Raw genomic sequence first — 21,088 nt, forward strand, 5'->3', positions numbered from 1 at the left:
CGACTGTCAGTCAGCGCCAGCGTGCTAGCACGTCTGGCAACTGCGACAAACGCTGGATCTCCGCATCCGGCGCCTGTTCGCCGCTCCAGGGCTTGTGCTGGGGGTTGAACCACACCGCCCGCAGCCCGGCGCGCTGGGCGCCGGCTATGTCGTCGCCCGGGTGGTCGCCGACGTGCACCGCCGCTCCTGCGTCCACCTCGCCGCGCTTCAGCGCTTCGAGGAAAGGTGCAGGGTCCGGCTTGCCAATCCCCAGGTCTTCCGCGCACAGGGCGAAGCGGAAGTAGTCCGCCAGGCCGAGCCTGCGCACGTCGGCATTGCCGTTGGTGACCACGCCGAGGGTGTAGTGATGCCGCAGGATCTCCAGCACCGGCTGCACCTCTGGGAACACCTCGACTTGGTGCCGCGCATGCAGGAACACCTCGAAACCTTCGTTGGCCAGTTCCTGGGCGTGTTTTTCGCTGTAGCCGACCTCTTCCAGGGCATGGAACAGCACCCGCCGGCGCAGGGCGCTGATACGGTGCTTGAGGCCCGGCTCGGCCTGTACCAGGCGCTCGCGGATGGCGAACAGGTGCTCGACCGGCACGCCACCGAGAATCGGCGCGTTGGCTTCGAGCCAGTCGCGCAGGACGACTTCGGCGCTGGCGATGACCGGTGCGGTATCCCAGAGGGTGTCGTCCAGGTCGAAGGTGATCAGCTTGATGCTCATGAGTCCGTGTCCTTGCTGCGTTTGGCCCGGGGGTGGGCGCTGTCGTACACCGCGGCCAGGTGCTGGAAGTCCAGGTGGGTATAGATCTGCGTAGTGCTGATGTCGGCGTGGCCTAGCATCTCCTGCACCGCGCGCAGGTCCTGGGACGATTCCAGCAGATGGCTGGCGAAGGAATGGCGAAGCATGTGCGGGTGCAGGTGCTGGCCGAGCTCGCGCTCGCCGGCGGCCTTGACCCGCAGCTGGATGGCTCGGGGACCGAGGCGCTTGCCCTGGCGGCTGAGGAACACGGCGCTGTCCTGCGGGCCGGCGATGCCGCGCAGTTTCAACCAGGCCTGCAGCGCCTCCCGGGCCTTGCGGCCAACCGGCAGCACGCGGCTCTTGCCGCCCTTGCCTTGCACCTGCACCAGCCCGGCAGCCAGGTCCAGGTGCTCGAGGTCGAGCCCGGTCAGCTCCGACAGGCGCAGGCCGGACGAATAGAACAGTTCGAGGATGGCCTGGTCGCGGCGGGCGATGAACGCGTCGTCGACGCCGCCGTCGAGCAACTGCAGGGCGCGGTCGGTGTCCAGTACCTTGGGCAGGCGCCGCTCACCCTTGGGTGGCGCCAGGCCGTTGGCCGGATCGTGCTGGCACAGCCCTTCGCGGTTGAGGTAGCGGTACAGCCCGCGCACCGCCGAGAGCAGGCGCGCCAGGCTGCGCGAGGACTGGCCGTGATGGTGCTGGCGGGCGACCAGCTGGCGCAGTTGCTGGACCTGCAGGGCAGCCCAGCCGGCGATGCCCTGGGCGTTGCAGAATTCGATGACCTTCTCGAGGTCACGACGGTAGGCCAGCAGGGTGTGCTCGGACACCTGGCGCTCGTTGCGCAGGTGTGCGCAATAAGCCTCCAGCTGGCGTTCCATCAGCGCACCGAGCGCAGAGTCTGGGTAAAGCGCGGCACCACGCGGCCGAGCACTTCGGCGATGTAGCTGAGGAACAGGGTGCCGACACTGCTCTTGTAGTGCTGCGGATCGCGGCTGCCGATCGCCAGTACGCCGTGCAGGCCCTGGTACTCGAGGGTGGCCACGGCGCTGGAGCCGACTTCCTTGTGCTGATCGTTGCCGAACAGGAACGCCAGCTCATGTTCGCGCAGGCTGCCGCTGATGGTCTTGCCGCCGCCGATCAGGCCGCCGATGGCCTGCTGCGCCTCGGCCCCGGAAACCCAGCGCCCCACGGGCGCCGCGTTTTCGCCGAACAGGATCAGGCTGACGAAGGGTACCTGGAACTCCTGGCGCAGGCTGTCCTCGACCGCCATCACCACCTCTTCCAGGGTGCTGGCGTCGAGCAGGTCGAGGATCAGCCGGCGGGTCTTGTCGAACAGCCGGTCGTTGTCGCGGGCCACGTCCATCAGTTGCGACAGGCGATGGCGCATCTCGATGTTGCGATCGCGCAGCAGCTTGAGCTGGCGTTCCACCAGCGACACGCTGTCGCCGCGCTGGTGAGGAATGCGCTGTTCGACCAGCAGCTCGTCGTGCTCGGCGAAGAAGGTCGGGTGGGCGCGCAGGTAGGCGACCACCGCTTCGGCATCGAGCTCACTGGCCTGCGGGGATGCAACGTTAGGCTGATCGGTCATGGCGGATACTCGCTTAGAGACGAACTTGTCCTTCGAACACACGAACGGCGGGGCCGGTCATCAGCACCGGCTTGCCGGGGCCGGCCCACTCGATGCTCAGGCGCCCGCCTGGCAGGTCGATGGTCACCGGTGAGTCCATCCAGCCTTGGCTGATCGCCGCCACGGCGGCGGCGCAGGCGCCTGTGCCGCAGGCCTGGGTCTCGCCCGCGCCACGCTCCCACACGCGCAGGTTGGCGCGGTGGCGGTCGACTACCTGGATGAAGCCGGCATTGACCCGCTGCGGAAAGCGCGGGTGATGCTCGATCTTCGGGCCCAGCTCATGGACCGGCGCGTTGCGCACATCGTCCACGCGCAGCACCGAATGCGGGTTGCCCATGGACACGGCGGCGATCTGGTGCACCTGGCCGTCGACTTCGAGTGCATAGCTGCTCGCCTGCTCATCGGCGATGAACGGGACCTCGGCCGGCGTGAAGCGCGGCGGGCCCATGTCGACGCAGATCTGCCCGTCGTTGCGCACATCGAGCACGATGATGCCGCCCTTGGTCTCGACGCGAATGCGCTTCTTCGCGGTCAGGCGCTTGTCCAGGACGAAACGGGCGAAGCAGCGCGCGCCGTTGCCGCACTGTTCGACCTCGGAGCCATCGGCGTTGAAGATACGGTAGCGGAAGTCGACATCCGGGTTGTTCGGCGCCTCGACGATCAGCAGCTGGTCGAAGCCGATGCCTGTGTTGCGGTCACCCCATTGCTTGGCGTGCTTGGGTTGGATGTGTGCGTGCTGGCTGACCAGGTCGAGGACCATGAAGTCGTTGCCCAGCCCGTGCATCTTGGTAAAACGCAGCAGCATGGGTTCACTCCGGCAGCAGGCTTTCGCCGGCGAACAGTTCGGTGATGGTCTCGCGGCGACGCACTTCGAAGGCCTGATCGCCATCGACCAGCACTTCGGCGCAGCGGCCACGGGTGTTGTAGTTGGAGCTCATGACGAAACCATAGGCGCCCGCGGAGCGCACGGCCAGCAGGTCGCCCTCGGCCAGGTCCAGCACGCGGTCCTTGCCCAGGAAGTCGCCGGTCTCGCAGATCGGGCCGACCAAGTCGTAGGCCCGACCTTCGCCTTCGCGAGGCTTGACTGCGCTGATGTCCATCCAGGCCTGGTACAAGGCCGGGCGGATCAGGTCGTTCATCGCCGCGTCGATGATGGCGAAGTCCTTGTGCTCGGTGTGCTTGAGGTATTCCACGCGGGTCAGCAGCACGCCGCCGTTGGCGACGATGTAGCGGCCCGGCTCGAACACCAGGGCCAGGTCGCGGCTGCCGATGCGCTCGCGAATGGCCTTGATGTAGTCGGCAAGCTCCGGCGGCTGTTCGTCGCGATAGCGCACGCCGACACCGCCACCCAGGTCGAGATGGCGCAGGTGGATGCCGCACTCGGCCAGGCGATCGACCAGCACCAGCAGGCGGTCGAGGGCATCGAGGAACGGTTCGACGGTGGTCAGCTGTGAGCCGATGTGGCAGTCAACACCGACCACGTCGAGGTTCGGCAACTGCGCGGCGCGCACGTAGATGGCCTCGGCGTCGGCAATGGCGATGCCGAACTTGTTTTCCTTGAGGCCAGTGGAGATGTAAGGGTGGGTGCCGGCGTCGACGTCCGGGTTCACGCGCAGCGACACCGGCGCGACCTTGCCCATCTCGGCGGCCACCACTTGCAGGCGCTCGAGCTCGTCGGTGGACTCGACGTTGAAACAGTGCACGCCCACTTCCAGGGCGCGGCGCATGTCCTCGCGGGTCTTGCCGACACCGGAGAACACCACGCGATCGGCGCGGCCACCGGCGGCCAGCACGCGCTCCAGCTCACCGCCGGAAACGATGTCGAAGCCCGCGCCCAGGCGCGCCAGCAGGTTCAGCACGCCCAGGTTGGAATTGGCCTTGACCGCGAAGCAGACCAGGTGCTCCAGCCCGTGCAGGGCATCGGTGTAGTTGCGGTACTGCGCCTCGATATGGGCTCGCGAGTACACGTAGGTGGGCGTCCCGAAGCGTTCGGCGATCGCCGACAGGGCCACCCCTTCCGCGAACAGCTCACCGCCGCGGTAGTTGAATGCATCCATGGGATTTCCTTACTGCGCGGGCGACTCTTCTGGCTGCTCTTGCTGCTGCTCCAGCACAGGTTGCGGCTGGACTGGCTTGGCATGCTGGTGCGACTTGCGCGGGCCTTTGCCGTCCTTGCCGTCTTCTGGCAGGTACAGGGGGCCTTTCTGACCGCAGGCCGAAACGAGGCAGGCGACCGCGACCAGCGCCGCGAGGGAGGAAATCAGGCGTTTCATGGGTGAAATCCTTGGAAATATGCAGTATTGCGGCCGAGTATACCGAGCGACCACCTGATTGCCTATGCAAGGGGCACCCCCTTGGCGGCGGTGCGGCGACCAAAGGCGATGCGGCTTTTTCTTACAGCTATTAGCTTGTAGCTTGAGGCTTTCGCCCTTATCGTGCCCGGCTTGCGTGTGTACAGCCATTTTTCGAGGTCCTTGCAATGAGTTTGAGCGAAGCGCGTTTCCACGACCTGGTCGACGCGACCCAACAGGCCCTGGAAGATCTGTTCGATGAAAGCGGCATGGACCTGGACATGGAGAACTCCGCTGGCGTCCTGACCATCAAGTTCGATAACGGCAGCCAGCTGATCTTCAGCCGCCAGGAGCCGCTGCGCCAATTGTGGCTGGCGGACAAGTCCGGTGGTTTCCACTTCGATTACGACGAAGAGAGCGGCAAGTGGGTGTGCGAGAAGAGCGAAGAGCTGCTCGGCGAGATGCTCGAGCGCATCGTCTGGGAGCGGGCCGGCGAGAAGCTGGACTTCGACGAGATCTGAAATGAGCGAACAGCCCAGGCCGCCCAAGCCGCTCTACAGCAATGTGAGCCCGGCGGTGCCGTCACCTTGTATCAGCATATGTCGGCTGGATGAGTACAAGGTCTGTACCGGCTGCCACCGCCACGTCGAGCATATCCGTGAGTGGCGCTCGGCCGATGACGAACGGCGCCGGCAGATCTGCCGCGAGGCGCTGGCCCTGAAAACAGGGCGCCAGGCATAGCCACAACGACGGTGTGGGCTTGAGTATTTGCCCCGCTGTGGTAGTGTCAGGGTCTGCGTCGGTGACGCCAAGCATTTCACAAACCCCGCCCTTGGGCGGGGTTTTGCTTTATCTGCCTTTAGTAAATTGCCTGTTCAAAGGAGTCTGACTGGATCATGAGCACCAAGCCTTCCCTCATCCTCACCCGACTGGACGTGCAGCGTCTCGAGCGCCTGCTCGACGCCCTCGATGAAAGCACCCCGGGTGTGCTCGCCCTGCAGGACGAGCTGGACCGCGCCGAGAACGTGGTGGGTCACGAGGAAGTCCCGGCCGGCGTGGTGACCATGAACTCCCGCGTGCACTGCCGCGAGATCGCCAGTGGCAAGGATTACCACCTGACCCTGGTGTATCCGAAGGACGCTGGCCCTGAAGGCAACGTCTCGATCCTTGCGCCGATCGGCTGCGCACTGCTGGGCCTGTCGGTGGGCGACCAGATCGACTGGCCGGCGCCGGGCGGCAAGACGCTCAAGCTCGAGCTGCTGGCAGTCGAGTACCAGCCGGAAGCGGCAGGCGATTTCGATCTCTGAGGTGATCAGGGCTCCAGCTGCGCCTGCAGTTGCTCCAGCCCATCGTTGAGTGCCTGCTCCAGCTCGCGTTTGTAGCGCAGGTAGAGGCTGGTGGACCCTTGCTCGTCCTCCAGCAGCTCGGACAGGTCGAGGTCGGTGATGTAGCAGCGGTAACTGCCGCTGCCGCGGCGCTGGCGCAGGATCTGCCGGGCGACCACGGCATACAGCTGGTCGCCATGCTCCAGTTCGGAAAACTCCTGCTGGTCGCAGTAAAGGGTGACATGCACCTCTTCGCCCGTGCCGGCCTGGAGGATCGCCTGAACTTCGAAATACGCCTGGTTCTGGTTGTCCGAAGGTGTCGGTCTTGGCTCCAGGCTGCGTGCCTTGCCGATGCCTGAGGGCAGCAACTGGTAATAGAGGATGCGCAGCGATGCCAGCGGCAGGCTGTCCAGTGGCAACTGGGCGTCGCGGCGCATCAGCATCGATTGCAGGAAGCGTTGCAGCGGCAGCAGCAGGTGCGGCTCGTCCTGCAGTGGCAGCCGTTGTTGCCAGAGCGCGTTGTGCTCATCGAGCACGTACAGGTCGGCCCAGCCCTCGAACAGGCGGTAGAACACCTGGATGCAGCCGGGCTGGCCCTGGGCCAGGACCAGCGGCAGGTCGTGGTCCTGCAGGGCGTGGGTGTCCAGGTGCAACGGGCTGTATCTGCCGCGCTCCTCGCCGAGGGCCGCCAGCACCGCGTCGTGGTCGGCGAGGCTGGCCAGGGTCACCTGCCCGGGCTGCAGGTCGAGGATGTGGGTGTGCTGGGCCACCTGCAGCAGGTAACGGTGATTCAGGCCCTGGTCGAGCAGCAATTGCACGGTGTCGAAGATCTCCTCGACCCGCTGGCTGATGGCCTGGGCGCGGTTGTGGCAATAGCAGCGTACCCGCACCCGCGGGCGGTGGCTGCGCTGGCCCAGGCTGTTGAGGAAGTCGCGCAGGCAGCGCGCCAGCGCATGCTCGCCGTCGTAGCGTTGCACCAGCACCTCGTTCCAGCTGTTGAGGGTGATCTGGTCGAGGGTCAGCACCAGGTTCTCGCGCACCCCGGCGTAGCTCAGCGAGTCGGTGCGCTCAGTGGTCATCAGAATGTTCAGGTCGCGCTGATGGCGCAGCGGGTCGACGCCGACATTCACCAACAGCAGGATCTCGTCGGCCACGCTCGGCTGCAGCAGGCGCACCTCGCTGACTGTCTCCAGGGGCAGGGGGATGCTCTGCTGCAGGCTGCCTATCAGGTTGAACAGCTCGAACTCGCTCAGGTCGCTGACACCTGGGTGCAGGGCCAGGCGCGTGCTGCTGTCGATCACGCCGTTGCGATGGGCCCAGGTGAGCAGCTCTAACAGTTCGCGGCAGCGCTTGATCGGGCTGAAGTGCTCCCACTCGTGCACACCCAGGTTGCCGTTGTACAGCCCCCAGTGGTGTGTGCCCGGTTCCTTGCGGTTGGGTGATTGCACCAGGGTCAGGGTGTCCTCGGCCAGGTCCGGGGCGATGCCCGGGTTGATCACCTCGATCTTGCCGGCCCGGCGCTCGAAGGCGGCGTAGAGGCGGCGGCCAAGCACATTGAGGTCACGCTGGTCGGCGCGGCTGTTGGCGTTCTGCTGGCGGGCAAACTGGGTCAGGAAGCGGTAACTGTGGTTCAGCTCTGCCACCAGTTCGCGGCGCTCGACCGCCACTTGGCGCACTTTCCACTGGCTGCGACTGTCGAGCAGCGCCAGTTGGCGCTCGTCCCAGCCCCATTCTTCGGTCAGGCGCCCCAAGAGCTGGCGTTGCCAGCCCCCACTACGTGTACGGCCCTGGTCGCCGAGCTTCTTGTTTACCTTCAGGTACAGGCTGCGCCGCACCAGCTCCAGGCGTGCCGGCTCGCCGCGCAGGAGCAGGTAGCGTTCGATGCGGCGGTAGACCATCACGTAGGGGTCGAGCTCATCCAGATCCAGCTGGTTGGCGAACACGGCCCGTTTGTAGTCCAGGCTCAGGCAACGCACCTGCGGGTGCTCGCTGGCGTAGGCCTCGGTGAGCAGCAGCTTGAGCAGCGACTTGTAGGGTGAGTCGATACCCTTGAATAGCTGCCACAGCCCGGCGCCGACGAACTCGCCCGACGGAATGTGCGCCAGGTGTCCCAGGTCGAGATCGTCCTGGGCGCGGATGAAGCGCTTGGACAGCAGTGTCTGGGTGTAGTCGCGGTAGTTGTGTTCCTGGTACACCGGCACCAGCCACCACAGCGGCGTGCGCCCGGCCAGCCAGATGGCGGTGCGGTAGAACTCGTCGAGCAGCAGGTAATGCTGGGTGGTGCCGCAGTCGTCGGAGCTGAGCTGGCCATCGCGCTCGCCCTGGACGAAGCCCTGGGGTTCGATCAGGAAAAAATGAGCTTCGGCGCCTTGGCTGGTCGCCCAGGTTTCGAGCAGCTGGCACTTGCGTCGCAAGTCGGCCACGGCCTGCTCGTCCAGGTCCGGTGCATGGCAAACCCAAAGGTCCATGTCGCTCTGTTCGGCCTGGGCCAGCGTGCCGAGGCTGCCCATCAGGAACAGGCCGTGGATCGGCTGCGCTGGCTTGCCGTGGCGCGGCTTGTAGGTGAACGAGCGGGTCAGGCGCTGGACTTCGGCGAGCAGTTCGTCGTCGGGCTCGAAACCGGAGACGCCGGCGGGGGTGGTGCCGGAAACATAGCCTGGTAACAGCGGATGATTGACGTGGAAGAACAGCGGCAGCAGCGTGAGGACCTGCTGCTGGCGTGTGGATAACCCTTCCATCGCCCGTGCCAGGCGGCCCTGGTTGATTTTCAGGAAGCGCGCACGCAGCTTGGCCAGCTCCTTGCGGTCGATGCCTTGATCCAGGTCGGGGCGGATTTCGTGGGGGTGGTTCATTGCGCGCTCAGGCAGGCCGGGGGAAGCTCTGGCGAGTTTAGCCTGAGTGGCGCGGTCGGATAAGGGGTTGGTGGCTTTTTGACTTCAGTTTTGCAACGTTCGTCTGGGGGCTCATCGCGGGGCAAGCCCGCTCCCACGGGGTGAGGGCGGGGTTGGTTAAATCAGGCTGGCTGCGGGGTCTTTAGGATGGTCAGAAGCAGCTGGACGCTTTCGGCGGCATCGTTGCCCAGGCTGGTGAGGTAGCCACCATCAGGCTGGTCGGTGAGCTCTTTGTCGTACAGGCGCTGGGCGGCGGCGATCAGGGCCGGGGAGGCGCTGCTGCCAACCTTGATGCCTTCCTGGTGGCTGTCCAGGTTGAACAGGGCAAGCACTTCCAGTTCGGCGATCAGTTCCGGGGTGAAGGACATGGGCAACTCCTGACTTCGAAACAAGGATGGAAGTCAGGAGTGTAGTCAGGCTTATTCGATGTCGCCTTGATCCGCCTCAGGTGGCAGCTCCGGCAGGGCGCGCAGGGCGGTTTCGTACCACTCGGTATCGAACGGGCGATCTTCGTCGAGCATGGCGTCGATCTCGATGGCCAGCACGTGGGCCATGAGGTTGAGGATGTCTTCACGCTCGTAGCCGACCAGTGTCAGCTTGTTGAAAGTGGCCTTGGCGGCCGGCGGCTCGCCGCTTTCGATCTGGTTCTCGATCGCCTGGGTCAGGGTGGCCTCGGCGAAGTCTTCTTCATCATTGCTGTCGATGTCTTGGGGTTCGCTCATGGCGGTGCTCCTGTGGTAAGGCGCACAGTGTGCCACGCCTGCGCTGGCAATGCCCGGCCATCAGCGCCGGGCATGGCACTGGCCAAGGGTGGGCAAGGGCGCTATAACAGCCGGGCCAACCCCATACGGCCTTGGAGGCTGTCTCAATGCTCAAGCTTCATGGATTCGCGGTCAGCAACTACTACAACATGGTCAAGCTGGCCTTGCTGGAGAAAGGCGTGCCCTTCGAAGAGGTGCCGTTCTTCGGCGGCCAGTTGCCTCAAGCCCTGGCCATCAGCCCCCGTGGCAAGGTACCGGTGCTGCAGACCGAGCACGGCTTCATCAGCGAGACCGGCGTGATCCTCGATTACATCGCACAGACCGAGCCCGGCAAGGCGCTGCTGCCGGCCGATGCCTTCGGGCAGGCCAAGGTGCGCGAGCTGCTGCGGGAAATCGAGCTGTATATCGAGCTGCCAGCGCGTACCTGCTACGCCGAGGCGTTCTTCGGCGCGGCGGTGGAGCCGCTGATCAAGGAGCGGGCGCGGGTGGATCTGCTGGCGGGCTTTGCCACCCTCAGGCGCAATGGCAGGTTCGCGCCTTATGTGGCCGGTGAGCAACTGACCATCGCCGACCTGATGTTCTGTTTCTCGGTCGACCTGGCCTGCGCGGTGGGCAAGAAGGTGCTGAACATCGACTTCCTGGAGGACTTCACGGAAGCGAAGAAGCTGTTGCAATTGCTGGGTGAGAACCCACACATGGCGAGGATCGTGGCGGACAAGGACGCGGCGATGCCGGCATTCCTCGAAATGATCAAGAACAAGCGCTAACGCTGTAAACAATCGCGGGGCAAGTCGGGCCGCCGCATCGCCGCTCCCACGAGCCTTGTCCAGGCCTTGTGGGAGCGGCGATGCGGCGGCCCGACTTGCCCCGCGAGTGCGTTGTCAGCGCGAAGCCAGCAGTGCCTGGCCGCGAGCCACTGCCGCGCGCACCTGGGCCGGCGCGGTGCCACCGATATGGTTGCGGGCGTTGACCGAACCTTCCAGGGTCAGCACGGCAAACACGTCCTGCTCGATCTGGTCGCTGAACTGGCGCAGCTCTTCCAGGCTCATCTCGGCCAGGTCCTTGCCGGTGTCGACGCCATGTTTCACCGCGTGGCCGACGATCTCGTGGCAGTCACGGAACGGCAGGCCGCGGCGCACCAGGTAGTCGGCGAGGTCCGTGGCGGTGGAGAAGCCGCGCAGGGCCGCTTCGCGCATGATCGCGTGCTTGGGCTTGATCGCCGGGATCATGTCGGCGAAGGCGCGCAGCGAGTCGCGCAGGGTGTCGGCGGCGTCGAACAGCGGCTCTTTATCTTCCTGGTTGTCCTTGTTGTAGGCCAGCGGCTGGCCTTTCATCAGGGTCAGCAGGCCGGTCAGGGCGCCGAATACGCGGCCGCTTTTGCCACGCACCAGCTCCGGCACGTCCGGGTTCTTCTTCTGCGGCATGATCGAGCTGCCGGTGCAGAAGCGATCAGGCAAGTCGATGAACTGGAACTGCGCGCTGGTCCACAGCACCAGCTCTTCGGAAAAGCGCGACAGGTGCATCATGGCGATGCTGGCGGCCGCGCAGAATTCGATGGCGAAGTCGCGGTCCGAGACGCCGTCCAGCGAGTTGCCGGCCACGGCTTCGAAGCCCAGCAACTTGCAGGTCAGCTCGCGGTCGATCGGGTAGGTGGTGCCGGCCAGCGCGGCGCTGCCCAGGGGCATGCGGTTGGCGCGCTTGCGGCAGTCGACCAGGCGCTCGTAGTCGCGGCTGAGCATTTCGAACCAGGCCAGCAGGTGGTGGCCGAAGGTAACCGGCTGGGCGGTCTGCAGGTGGGTGAAACCGGGCATGATGGTTTCGGCTTCACGCTCGGCCTGTTCCAGCAGGCCCTTTTGCAGGCGGGTGATCTCGGCCAGGATCAGGTCGATCTCGTCACGCAGCCACAGGCGGATATCGGTGGCCACCTGGTCGTTGCGGCTGCGGCCAGTGTGCAGCTTCTTGCCGGTGATGCCGATGCGGTCGGTCAGGCGCGCCTCGATGTTCATGTGCACGTCTTCCAGGTCGACGCGCCAGTCGAAGGTGCCGACCTCGATCTCGCCCTGGATGGTCTTCAGGCCATCGATGATGGTGTCGCGCTCGGCGTCGCTGAGTACGCCGACCTGCGCCAGCATGGTGGCGTGGGCGATCGAACCCATGATGTCGTGGCGGTACAGGCGCTTGTCGAAATCGACCGAGGCGGTGAAACGGGCGACGAAGGCGTCGACGGGCTCACTGAAGCGGCCGCCCCAGGACTGATTGGTCTTGTCGGTGCTCATGGATTCACTCGTTGAAGGCGTGAACGGAAAAGTGGCGCCGATCATAGCAGGGTTGCGCCTGCCGCCGCAGGGCGCTGGTCGCGAGAATCGTCCGGTAACAAGGGGGTGCGGCATATTCAACGATTGAACGGCAGTGTTCCACGGAGCGTCTACAGTTGGACAAAGGGCTGGCGGTGAATCTGCCAGGCCAGTGAATCTTTGGCCTTCGCACCGGTCTGTAGCGTGACCGCGTTTCGGTCGCCCCACACTTGTCTACGCTATACCCGTGCGAGACTCACTCAGGAATCCAGCGCAATTATGAATGTCCTGATCGTTGATGATGAACCCCAGGCCCGCGAGCGCCTGAGCCGGCTGCTTGGCGAGCTGGAGGGTTACACCGTGATGGAGCCCAGCGCCACCAACGGCGAGGAGGCCCTGACCCTGATCGAAAGCCTCAAGCCCGACGTGGTGGTGCTGGACATCGGCATGCCGGGCCTCGATGGCCTGCAGGTCGCCGCCCGGCTCTGCGAGCGCGAGTCGCCGCCGGCGGTGGTGTTCTGCACCGGCGACGACGAATACGGCAGCGAAGCCTTCAGGGACAGCACTTTGAGCCATGTCGAGAAGCCCATCCAACCCCAGGCGCTGCGTGACGCCTTGCGTCGGGCTGAAAAACCCAACCGCGCCCAGCTGGCGGCGTTGACCCGCCCCGCAGGCGATACCGGCGGCCCACGCAGCCATATCAGTGCCCGCACGCGCAAGGGCATCGAGTTGATCCCTATTCCCCAGGTCATCTATTTCATCGCCGACCACAAGTACGTCACCTTGCGCCACGAGGCAGGCGAAGTGCTGCTCGACGAACCCCTCAAGGCCCTGGAAGACGAGTTCGGCGAGCGGTTTGTGCGTATTCACCGCAACGCGCTGGTTGCCCGTGAGCGCATCGAACGGTTGCAGCGCACGCCGCTGGGGCATTTCCAGCTCTACCTGAAGGGGCTAGAGGGCGATGCCCTGACCGTCAGCCGTCGGCATGTGGCCGGGGTGCGCAAGATGATGCAGTCCTTGCACTGAATACCCTTCGACAGCGTGAGAGCGGCCTTGCCCCGCGATAAGGTGCATTTCCCACCATCGCAATCGCGGGTCAAGCCCGTTCCCACGTGGCGCTTTGCTGATCTGAATCTGCGGGCACACCCGGAGGAGCTGTTATCATCGACGGCATTTCTCTGGTTCGGGGCGTTTCATGTCCACTCGCGAAATCCGCATTGCCACCCGTAAAAGTGCCTTGGCCCTGTGGCAGGCCGAATATGTAAAAGCCCGCCTGGAGCAGGCGCACCCAGGTCTCGTCGTAACCCTGGTGCCCATGGTCAGCCGTGGCGACAAGCTGCTCGACGCGCCGCTGGCGAAGATCGGCGGCAAGGGCCTGTTCGTCAAGGAGCTGGAAACCGCCCTGCTCGACAACGAAGCCGACATCGCCGTGCATTCGATGAAAGACGTGCCCATGGACTTCCCCGAAGGCCTGGGCCTGTACTGCATCTGCGAGCGCGAAGACCCGCGCGATGCCTTTGTTTCCAATACCTTTGCAAGCCTCGAGGCACTGCCGGCAGGCAGTGTTGTCGGCACTTCGAGCCTGCGCCGCCAGGCGCAACTGCTGGCGCGTCGGCCCGATCTTCAGATCCGCTTCCTGCGCGGCAACGTCAATACGCGCCTGGCCAAGCTCGATGCCGGCGAATACGACGCCATCATCCTCGCCGCCGCCGGCCTGATCCGCCTCGGCTTCGAGGACCGCATTACCGCCTCCATCAGTGTCGATGACAGCCTGCCGGCTGGTGGCCAGGGCGCGGTGGGGATCGAGTGCCGTAGCGCTGATACCGAGATTCATGCCTTGCTGGCGCCGCTGCACCATGCCGACACCGCTGACCGGGTGGTGGCCGAGCGTGCCCTGAACAAGCGCCTCAATGGTGGCTGCCAGGTGCCGATCGCCTGCTACGCGGTGCTTGACGGCGAACAGCTGTGGCTGCGTGGCCTGGTTGGCCAGCCCTCCGGTGGCACCTTGCTGGTGGCTGAAGCCCGCGCTGCGCGCGTGGATGCCGAGGCCTTGGGCATACAGGTCGCCGAAGACCTGCTGGGGCAGGGCGCCGAGGCGATCCTCAAGGAAGTCTACGGCGAGGCCGGCCACCCGTGAGCCCCTGGCGCCTGCTGCTGACCCGCCCTGAAGAGGACTGTGCGGCACTGGCGCAGACGCTGGCCGACGCGGGTATCGCCAGCGCCAGCCTGCCTTTGCTGGTGATCGAGGCGCTCGCGCCGGACCCGGCGCAGATGCAGCGCCTGCGGACGATCGCCGGGGCTCAGGCCATCATCGTGGTCAGCAAGCCGGCGGCCCGCCTGCTGCTGGAGCAGCTCGCCCAGGCGGGAGTGAAGCCGCCTTCCGCAGGTTGGTTCACGGTAGGTGAGGCGACGGCGCGAATTCTTCAGGAGCATGGGCTGCAAGTGGCCTTTCCAGCGGCCGGTGACGACAGCGAGGCCTTGCTCGGGCTGCCCGCCTTGCGCGAGGCTATTGCTGAGTCACCGAGGCCTCGCGTCCTGATCGTGCGCGGCGTCGGAGGTCGTGAACTGCTGGCCGAGCGTCTTGCCGAGCAAGGTGCTAGTGTCGATTATCTGGAATTGTATCGCCGCTGCCTGCCCGACTACCCTGCCGGAACCCTCGCCCGACGCATCGATGGGGAACGCCTCAATGGCCTGGTGGTCAGCAGTGGGCAGGGGCTGGAACACTTGCATCGACTCGCGGGTGCGCACTGGCCGCGGTTTTCCCGATTGCCGCTGTTCGTACCCAGCCCACGGGTCGCTGAACAGGCCCGCGCACTCGGGGCGCTGGATATTGTGGATTGCCGTGGCGCCAGCGCCGCGGCCTTGCTGGCAGCCGTGCAGCGAACCGCTGCGCCTGCCTCTTAAGGCGCTAAGCTAGAGAGCGATGCGCCACCATGCAAAGGATGGATACGTGAGCGAAACTGTCTTGTCCAACACCGAACAGCCCGTGGCGTCCGAGGCGCCGGAATCTGCCACCGCCAAGCCCGCCCGACGCTCCGGCAACGGCCTGGCGCTGCTGGCCCTGCTACTGGGCGCCGCAGGCGTCGCGGTCGGCGGCTGGGGCGTCTGGCAGGTTCGCCAGCTGCAAGGCAGCGAACAAGGCCAGGGCGAACACTTGCAAGCCCTCAACCAGCGCGCCGACGCGCTGCAGCAGCGCGAGCAGCAGCTCAGCGCGCAGCTGGCCAGCCTTCCGGCAGCCAGCGAACTGGAAGATCGCCGTCGCCTTGTAGCGCAACTGCAGGGCGACCAGCAGCGCCTGAGCCAGCGCCTGGAGACCGTACTGGGCGAAAGCCGCAAGGAATGGCGCCTGGCCGAGGCCGAGCACTTGCTGCGCCTGGCGACCCTGCGCCTGTCGGCGTTGCAGGACATCACCAGTGCCAAGGCGTTGGTCGAGGGCGCCGATGAAATTCTTCGTGAGCAGAGCGACCCGGGCGCCTTCGCTGCCCGCGAGCAGTTGGCACGCAGCCTGGCGACGCTTTCCAGCACCCAGCAGCCTGACCGTACCGGCCTGTTCCTCAAGCTCGCCGCGCAGCGTGAGATGGTCCAGCAGCTCAGCGCCCAGTCGCCCGAGTTCGACAGCCAGGCCGACGCCATGGGGGCCCTGACCGCCGATGGCGACGGCGCCAGCCGCTGGTCACAGTGGTGGGCGGAAATGTCCAAGTACTTCCAGATCGAGTTCAATGCCGACGACAACGTTCGCCCGCTGCTGTCCGGCCAGTCGCTCAACCAGCTGCGCCTGGCCCTGAGCCTGACCATCGAACAGGCGCAATGGGCGGCGCTCAATGGCGAAGCCAAGGTCTACACCCAGGCCCTGGACGATGCGCGCAGTGTGTTGCTGGCCAACTTCAACCCGGACAATCCGCAGAGCAAGGCGATGCTCGACAACCTCAATCAGCTGGCCGACCAGCCGGTGTCGGTGGTCACGCCTGACCTGAGCGAGAGCCTGGCTGCGGTGCAGGCCTATATCCAGCGTCGCCACCTGCCGGCCACCACGGAAGGGGCCAAGCCATGAAGCGCGTCTACCTGCTGGCAGTGTTGGCGATCGTCATTGCCGCGGCGCTGGGTATCGCGATCGCCAAGCACAGCGGCTACGTGCTGATCGCCTACGGCGGCTTCCGCTATCAGTCGGGGCTGTGGGCGGCACTGGGCGCGCTGGTCGGGATCGTCCTGCTGTTGCTGCTGGCGCGTTACCTGGTCGGGCTGGTGCTGACGTCCTCCGGGGTGGTCAACCCCTGGTCGCGGCGCAACCGCAGCCGCCGCAAGCGCATCGCCATCGAGCAGGGGCAGCTGGACCTGGCCGAGGGGCGCTGGGCAAGTGCCCAACGCCACCTGCAGCGTGCCGCCGAATCCGATCGCCAGCCACTGCTCTACTACCTCGGCGCCGCCCGTGCCGCCAACGAACTGGGCCGGGTCGAGGAGCGTGACCAGTTGCTCGAGCGCGCCCTGGAGCGCCAACCCCAGGCAGAGCTTGCCGTGGCCCTGACCCATGCCCAACTGCAGATGGACCGCGGCGAAAGCGACGGGGCGCTGGAGGCCCTGCAGGCCATGCAGGAGCGCCATCCGCACAATGCGCAGGTGCTGCGCCTGCTGCACCGCCTGCACCTGGAGCGTGGTGACTGGCCGGCGCTGATCCGCCTGCTGCCTGACCTGCGCAAGCACAAGGTGCTGCCAGCGGCCGAACTGGCCGACCTGGAGCAGCGTGCCTGGGGCCAGAACCTGGGCCTGGCGGCGACCCGTGACGAGGACCCGCAGACGGCGCGCCAGGCGCTCGAGCGCGCCTGGCAGCAGTTGACCAACGCCCAGCGCCAGGAGCCGCAACTGGTGTCGGCCTATGCCGAGCAGCTGCGCCAAATCGGCGCCCAGGGTGAAGCCGAGCAGGTGTTGCGCGGCGCGCTCAAGCGTGGCTACGAAAGCCATCTGGCCCGCTTGTATGGGCTGGTGCGCGGCGATGATCCTGGGCGCCAGTTGCAGACGGCCGAAGGCTGGCTGAAGGAGCATCCGCAGGACCCTAGTCTGTTGCTTACCCTAGGGCGCCTGAGCCTGCAGAATCGCCTGTGGGGCAAGGCCCGTGACTACCTGGAGAGCAGCCTGCGCATGGAGCGCAATCCAGAGGCTTGCGCGGAGCTGGCGCGGCTTCTGGCCGGCCTTGGCGAGACCGAGCGCAGCAACCAGCTGTTCCAGGAAGGCTTGGGGCTGCTGGATGAACGTTTGCTGGCGTTGCCGTTGCCGGAGGGGGTTCGGGCCTGAAGGGGCCTGGGCTCGCCCCACGCAGAGCTCATTGCCCTCGTGGGGCCGTGCCTGGCACCGGTTTTGTTGCCTTGGCATGCGTAAATGGCGGGCGCTGAACTTTCCTTCGTCCGTGTCGGAATGTTCCCACTTTCTACGAAAATGATTCCCTATCCATTCAGCGACTTGTCTGCGCTGTAGCGACTTGATACAAAGCGCCCCTTTCCTCTACCGTTTCAAACCACATCTCCTCTTTTCGGATCACCTTCGCCCATGTCGCTGGCCTGCCTGCGCAGCTTTTTCTTTCCCGCCTTCCTGGCCGCCGTCGCTGTGCTGGTGGCGTCGTTCCGCCTCGAGAACGTGGTCGGCCTCGACCCTTGCGCGCTGTGCTTCAGCCAGCGGCTGATGCTGGGGCTTTATGCACTGGCTTGCCTGGCCGCAGTCATTCACGCCGGTCAGCAGCGTTTGCATGCCTGGCTGGCCTTGGGGTTCTCGGTTGCCGGCGCCTTGCTGGCCGGTCGGCATGTCTGGTTGCAGGCCGAACCGCTGCCGGTCAGCGTTTGCCACCTGCCGCTGGCGCACCTGATGGAGCGCCCCTGGGGCGAGATCCTGCGAACGTTCCTGCTGGGCACCCCGGAATGCGTGTCGGTCAACTGGAGCTTTCTCGACTTGACCCTGCCTGAATGGAGCCTGCTGGCGTTCCTGTTGCTGGCCGCGCAACCACTGTCGTGGCTGGTGGTGTATCGATTGCGCCACGGCGCGGTGGCTTGATCCAGCGCAACGAGCCGGGGATTGCACGACCAGTGGTGGCCGGCAGAGGGATTAAACGCTTGTATGAACTTAGTCTGCTGCGTACCTTGATGGGCAGGTCGCGCGGGAATAATCTCCCAGCACGCATACCGAAAATACAACTGCTCGATGCCGTTTGCTGATGTCACCTTTGTGCCACGGTGTTGTGTCGCGAGGTGCAGCGGCATCTACCCAGAAGGGAAGAGATCGCCATGCTCGATAGTTGCCAGAACGCCCAGGAACGCTGGGGCGGTGTTCACAAGCTGATCGACCGTTGGCTGGAGGAGCGCCAGGAACTGGTGCAGGCCTTCCGCGCCCTGCGCGATGCCAAGCCGGCGTTTGCCGACAAAGAGAAGAACCGCGATTTCTGCGCCGTGCTGGTCGACTACGTCTCGGCCTGGCATTTCGAAGTCAGCGAGCAACTGGTCAGTGAAGCCAAGGCATTTGGCGACACCGGCGCGTTGGAACTGGCAAAACAGATCAACCCACGCATCGATGACAGTACCCAGATCGCCCTGGCCTTCAATGACCATTGCGAGAAAGGCGAGTGCAGGGATACCGAGCGTTTTGCCGAGAAGCTGGCCAAGCTCGGCAGCCTGTTGCACGAGCGCTTCGAACTGGAAGACTGCCTGATCGAAGTGTTGCACACCGCCCACAAGCAAGAAGACGCGGTGCAGGCCTGATTCAGTCGGCCACGTCCAGCAGTTCGATCTCGAACACCAGTGGGGTATAGGGTGCGATCAGGTCACCCGCACCGTCGGCGCCGTAGGCTTGCGCCGACGGGATCACCAGGCGCCATTTGGCCCCGGCTTTCATCCGTGGCAGCGCCACCTGCCAGCCCTCGATCACCGAATCCAGCTTGAACCACTGAGGTTGCAGGTTCTGGTCGAACACCGTGCCATCCGGCAGCTTGCCCACATACCGTACTTGCACGCGTCCATTGGTCTTGGGCTGCGCACCGCTGCCGCTGGCCAGTTCGCTGTAGAGAACGCCCTCGGGCAACTCACGGACTCCGGCCTTGGCCCGCTCACCAGCGATAAAGCGCTTTTCGGCTTCCACCAGCTTGTCCACCTGGGCCTGCTCTGCGGCGGCGTTGGCTTGTGTTTCGTGCTGTTCGAGGATGGCCTGCATGCGTGACTTGGCAATCCGTGGCGGCTCGCCCTGGTAGGCCTGGCGCAGCCCTTCGACCAGTGCGTCGAGCTGCAGGCCGGGCACTTCCTGACGCAACCGCTCACCGAGGCTGCTGCCCAGGCTATAGGCCAGGTCGCTGTCGTTGACGGGGGCGGTCTCGGCATTGGCCAGGGAGAGCGGCGTCACCAGGCACAGGCCGAGAATCAGATAACGAGGCATGGAGGTCTCCTGCGGCAATGAGCGCGAAGTATGCCAGCGTTGTTGGCCAGAGATGTGTAAATATCGGCACTGCACTAATGGGCAACTACACTTGTTTCCAGCTGCAAGACAACAACTTTGCCCAGGCATGCAACGCGGCGCTACCGAGACTGTCAACATGCCCTAGCGGCGGTAGCAGCAGAAGCATAGTATGAGCCGCACTCTCGTCAGCCAGGAGGTAAACCATGTCGGCCAAAAAGAAGCCAGTAAGTACGCCGTTGCACCTGCTCCAGCAACTTTCGGGCAGCCTGCTCGAACATTTGGAAGATGCCTGCTCCCAAGCGCTGGCGGATGCCGAGAAACTCTTGGCCAAGTTGGAAAAACAACGTGGCAAGGCCCAGGAAAAACTCCACAACGCCCGCCTGAAGTTGCAGGACGCCGCCAAGGCCGGTAAAGCCAAGGCACAAGGCAAGGCACAAAAAGCTGCTGGCGAACTTGAAGACTTGCTCGATTCGCTCAAGGATCGCCAGGCGCAGACCCGTACTTATATCCAGCAACTCAAGCGTGATGCCCAGGAGAGCCTGAAGCTGGCCCAGGGTGTCGGCAAGGTGCGCGAGGCGGCCGCCAAGGCCCTGGGCGCACGTACGGCAACACCGAAAGCTGCCGCCAAGCCCGCTGCAACCAAAGCCCCGGTCAAGGCTGCTGCCAAGCCGGCAACCCGTCCAACGGCCAAGCCTGCTGCTGCCAAGGCAGCGACCAAGACTGCCGCCGCCAAGCCAGCGGCCAAGCCAGCGGCCAAGCCTGTTGCCGCCAAGGCTCCGGCGAAGACTGCCGCCGCTAAACCGGCTGCCAAGCCAGCGGCCAGGCCCGCTGCCGCCAAGGTTCCGGCGAAGACTGCCGCGGCCAAACCGGCTGCCAAGCCAGCGGCCAAGCCTGCTGCCGCCAAGGCTCCGGCGAAGACTGCCGCCGCCAAACCGGCTGCCAAACCGGCTGCCAAGCCAGCGGCCAAGCCTGCTGCTGCCAAGGCTCCGGCGAAGACTGCTGCCGCCAAGCCAGCGACCAAGCCTGCTGCCGCCAAGGCCCCGGCGAAGCCTGCCACCGCCAAGCCAGCGGCCAAGCCTGCTGCTGCCAAAGCCGCCCCGAAGCCGGCAGCCAAACCTGCAGCCAGACCGGCCGCCGCCAAAGCCCCGGCCAAACCTGCCGCCAGCAAACCCGCCGAAAGCAAGCCTGCCACTCCGGCCGCCAGCGCCACTCCGGCGCCAGTGACCGGCGGCACCGCGCCTGCGGCCACCGGCACCCCGGCTCAGTCGCCGACTTCGGCGTCCTGAAGCCCACGGGCCGCGGCGCGCAGCTGATGCAGCGCGTCGTGGTCCCGGGCCTGGTCCGGCGCCAGCCGGGCTAGCCAGTCCGGCGCCGCGCCCGCTTGCGCCGGCCACTCACGCGCCAATGCCTCCAGGCGTTCCAGCAAGGTGCGTTCAGCCTGCAGTTCCAGGGCTTTCACCTGCTCACGCATCACGCTCAGTGGCGGGTCGGCCAGCGCGTGTTCGCGCCATTGCCGGCGCAGGGCGCGTAGCGGCGCCACAACGTCGCGCTGCCAGGGCCGGGCCAGCGCCTGCAGGGTGGCAATCCGTTGTTCGTCGGGGGCTATGCCGCGGGCCTGTAGCCAGGTGCCGCAGAGCAGCAGGCAGACATCGCCGCCAAGCTCCTGGAGGGCCAGGCAAGCTGCCTCGACACCCGGCCGGGCATACAGGGCCAGGGCATGATTCCACAGGTCGGTGTGCATGGTTTCACT

Annotated in this window: 24 protein-coding genes; 12 read left to right on the top strand and 12 right to left on the bottom strand. The window is 65.5% G+C overall.

From position 1 onward, the window contains the following. Positions 1-10: 10 nt before the first annotated feature. The 6 genes from DFS21_RS05330 to DFS21_RS05355 are packed head-to-tail and all read right to left on the bottom strand — an operon-like array spanning position 11 to position 4,624. Positions 11-706 (bottom strand): HAD family hydrolase, encoded by a 696-nt coding sequence (locus DFS21_RS05330; RefSeq protein WP_046853674.1) that lies wholly within the window; start codon positions 704-706, stop codon positions 11-13. Next, a complete protein-coding gene (xerC, locus tag DFS21_RS05335) occupies positions 703-1,602 on the bottom strand; it encodes a tyrosine recombinase XerC (RefSeq protein ID WP_110697039.1) in 900 nt (299 codons plus the stop codon). The genes DFS21_RS05330 and xerC overlap by 4 nt, the downstream gene beginning before the upstream one ends. Beyond that, complete coding sequence (locus DFS21_RS05340; RefSeq protein ID WP_046853676.1) at positions 1,602-2,312, bottom strand: DUF484 family protein; 711 nt, start codon at positions 2,310-2,312, stop codon at positions 1,602-1,604. Before DFS21_RS05340 ends, xerC begins: the two co-directional genes overlap by 1 nt. Before the next feature lie 13 nt (positions 2,313-2,325). Further along, the gene (gene dapF / locus DFS21_RS05345; protein WP_110697041.1) at positions 2,326-3,156 is read right to left on the bottom strand and encodes a diaminopimelate epimerase; all 831 of its coding nucleotides are present in this window, start codon (positions 3,154-3,156) and stop codon (positions 2,326-2,328) included. 4 nt (positions 3,157-3,160) lie between these two features. After that, positions 3,161-4,408, bottom strand: coding sequence for a diaminopimelate decarboxylase (lysA, locus tag DFS21_RS05350; protein ID WP_111531950.1), 1,248 nt, complete (start codon positions 4,406-4,408; stop codon positions 3,161-3,163). Between the two features lie 9 nt (positions 4,409-4,417). Then, positions 4,418-4,624, bottom strand: coding sequence for a lipoprotein (locus tag DFS21_RS05355; RefSeq protein WP_102683530.1), 207 nt, complete (start codon positions 4,622-4,624; stop codon positions 4,418-4,420). A 206-nt stretch (positions 4,625-4,830) separates the two neighbouring features. Between DFS21_RS05355 and cyaY the strand changes: the two genes are divergently transcribed. From cyaY to rnk, 3 genes are all read left to right on the top strand, one after another. Further along, entirely contained in the window at positions 4,831-5,163 is a 333-nt protein-coding gene (gene cyaY / locus DFS21_RS05360) for an iron donor protein CyaY (protein WP_102683529.1), read from the top strand. 1 nt (position 5,164) lies between these two features. After that, the gene (locus DFS21_RS05365) at positions 5,165-5,383 is read left to right on the top strand and encodes a DUF1289 domain-containing protein (RefSeq protein WP_110697045.1); all 219 of its coding nucleotides are present in this window, start codon (positions 5,165-5,167) and stop codon (positions 5,381-5,383) included. A gap of 155 nt (positions 5,384-5,538) precedes the next feature. Continuing rightward, the gene (rnk, locus tag DFS21_RS05370; protein ID WP_102683527.1) at positions 5,539-5,949 is read left to right on the top strand and encodes a nucleoside diphosphate kinase regulator; all 411 of its coding nucleotides are present in this window, start codon (positions 5,539-5,541) and stop codon (positions 5,947-5,949) included. Positions 5,950-5,954: 5 nt separating this feature from the next. On the opposite strand, the gene DFS21_RS05375 is transcribed toward rnk, so the two are convergent. From DFS21_RS05375 to DFS21_RS05385, 3 genes are all read right to left on the bottom strand, one after another. Then, positions 5,955-8,819 (bottom strand): class I adenylate cyclase, encoded by a 2,865-nt coding sequence (locus DFS21_RS05375; RefSeq protein WP_110697047.1) that lies wholly within the window; start codon positions 8,817-8,819, stop codon positions 5,955-5,957. Positions 8,820-8,980: 161 nt separating this feature from the next. After that, a complete protein-coding gene (locus DFS21_RS05380) occupies positions 8,981-9,226 on the bottom strand; it encodes a TIGR02647 family protein (protein ID WP_110697049.1) in 246 nt (81 codons plus the stop codon). 51 nt (positions 9,227-9,277) lie between these two features. Then, a complete protein-coding gene (locus tag DFS21_RS05385; RefSeq protein ID WP_046853681.1) occupies positions 9,278-9,580 on the bottom strand; it encodes a hypothetical protein in 303 nt (100 codons plus the stop codon). Between the two features lie 146 nt (positions 9,581-9,726). On the opposite strand from DFS21_RS05385, the gene DFS21_RS05390 reads away from it, so the two are divergent. Then, complete coding sequence (locus tag DFS21_RS05390) at positions 9,727-10,386, top strand: glutathione S-transferase (RefSeq protein WP_111531951.1); 660 nt, start codon at positions 9,727-9,729, stop codon at positions 10,384-10,386. A gap of 114 nt (positions 10,387-10,500) precedes the next feature. Here the strand turns inward: DFS21_RS05390 and argH are convergent, their stop codons facing one another. After that, entirely contained in the window at positions 10,501-11,895 is a 1,395-nt protein-coding gene (gene argH / locus DFS21_RS05395) for an argininosuccinate lyase (RefSeq protein WP_110697050.1), read from the bottom strand. 297 nt (positions 11,896-12,192) lie between these two features. Between argH and DFS21_RS05400 the strand changes: the two genes are divergently transcribed. The 7 genes from DFS21_RS05400 to rsd all read left to right on the top strand — a co-directional run bounded on the left by DFS21_RS05400 (position 12,193) and on the right by rsd (position 18,650). Then, positions 12,193-12,939: a LytTR family DNA-binding domain-containing protein gene (locus DFS21_RS05400; protein WP_110697052.1), complete on the top strand. Its 747-nt coding sequence runs from the start codon at positions 12,193-12,195 to the stop codon at positions 12,937-12,939. A 169-nt stretch (positions 12,940-13,108) separates the two neighbouring features. Then, positions 13,109-14,050, top strand: a complete 942-nt coding sequence (gene hemC / locus DFS21_RS05405; RefSeq protein ID WP_110697078.1) for a hydroxymethylbilane synthase — start codon at positions 13,109-13,111, stop codon at positions 14,048-14,050. Beyond that, positions 14,047-14,817: a uroporphyrinogen-III synthase gene (locus DFS21_RS05410; RefSeq protein WP_110697080.1), complete on the top strand. Its 771-nt coding sequence runs from the start codon at positions 14,047-14,049 to the stop codon at positions 14,815-14,817. Before hemC ends, DFS21_RS05410 begins: the two co-directional genes overlap by 4 nt. 46 nt (positions 14,818-14,863) lie before the next feature. Next, on the top strand, positions 14,864-15,964 hold the full coding sequence (locus DFS21_RS05415) for a uroporphyrinogen-III C-methyltransferase (RefSeq protein ID WP_102683518.1): 1,101 nt from the start codon (positions 14,864-14,866) through the stop codon (positions 15,962-15,964). Further along, the gene (locus DFS21_RS05420) at positions 15,961-17,199 is read left to right on the top strand and encodes a heme biosynthesis protein HemY (protein ID WP_102683517.1); all 1,239 of its coding nucleotides are present in this window, start codon (positions 15,961-15,963) and stop codon (positions 17,197-17,199) included. Before DFS21_RS05415 ends, DFS21_RS05420 begins: the two co-directional genes overlap by 4 nt. A gap of 252 nt (positions 17,200-17,451) precedes the next feature. Further along, positions 17,452-17,949: a disulfide bond formation protein B gene (locus tag DFS21_RS05425; protein ID WP_110697084.1), complete on the top strand. Its 498-nt coding sequence runs from the start codon at positions 17,452-17,454 to the stop codon at positions 17,947-17,949. 230 nt (positions 17,950-18,179) lie between these two features. Continuing rightward, a complete protein-coding gene (rsd, locus tag DFS21_RS05430; RefSeq protein ID WP_110697086.1) occupies positions 18,180-18,650 on the top strand; it encodes a sigma D regulator in 471 nt (156 codons plus the stop codon). A 1-nt stretch (position 18,651) separates the two neighbouring features. Here rsd and DFS21_RS05435 read toward each other — a convergent pair whose 3' ends face one another. After that, positions 18,652-19,317 (bottom strand): FKBP-type peptidyl-prolyl cis-trans isomerase, encoded by a 666-nt coding sequence (locus DFS21_RS05435; RefSeq protein ID WP_110697088.1) that lies wholly within the window; start codon positions 19,315-19,317, stop codon positions 18,652-18,654. 224 nt (positions 19,318-19,541) lie between these two features. On the opposite strand from DFS21_RS05435, the gene DFS21_RS05440 reads away from it, so the two are divergent. Then, positions 19,542-20,624, top strand: coding sequence for an AlgP family protein (locus DFS21_RS05440; protein ID WP_110697090.1), 1,083 nt, complete (start codon positions 19,542-19,544; stop codon positions 20,622-20,624). On the opposite strand, the gene DFS21_RS05445 is transcribed toward DFS21_RS05440, so the two are convergent. Continuing rightward, complete coding sequence (locus tag DFS21_RS05445; RefSeq protein ID WP_110697092.1) at positions 20,600-21,079, bottom strand: TIGR02444 family protein; 480 nt, start codon at positions 21,077-21,079, stop codon at positions 20,600-20,602. The genes DFS21_RS05440 and DFS21_RS05445 overlap by 25 nt on opposite strands. Positions 21,080-21,088: the final 9 nt, after the last annotated feature.

Origin of the sequence: Pseudomonas sp. 2848, from assembly GCF_003253945.1 — a bacterium.
Taxonomy (GTDB): Bacteria; Pseudomonadota; Gammaproteobacteria; order Pseudomonadales; family Pseudomonadaceae; genus Aquipseudomonas.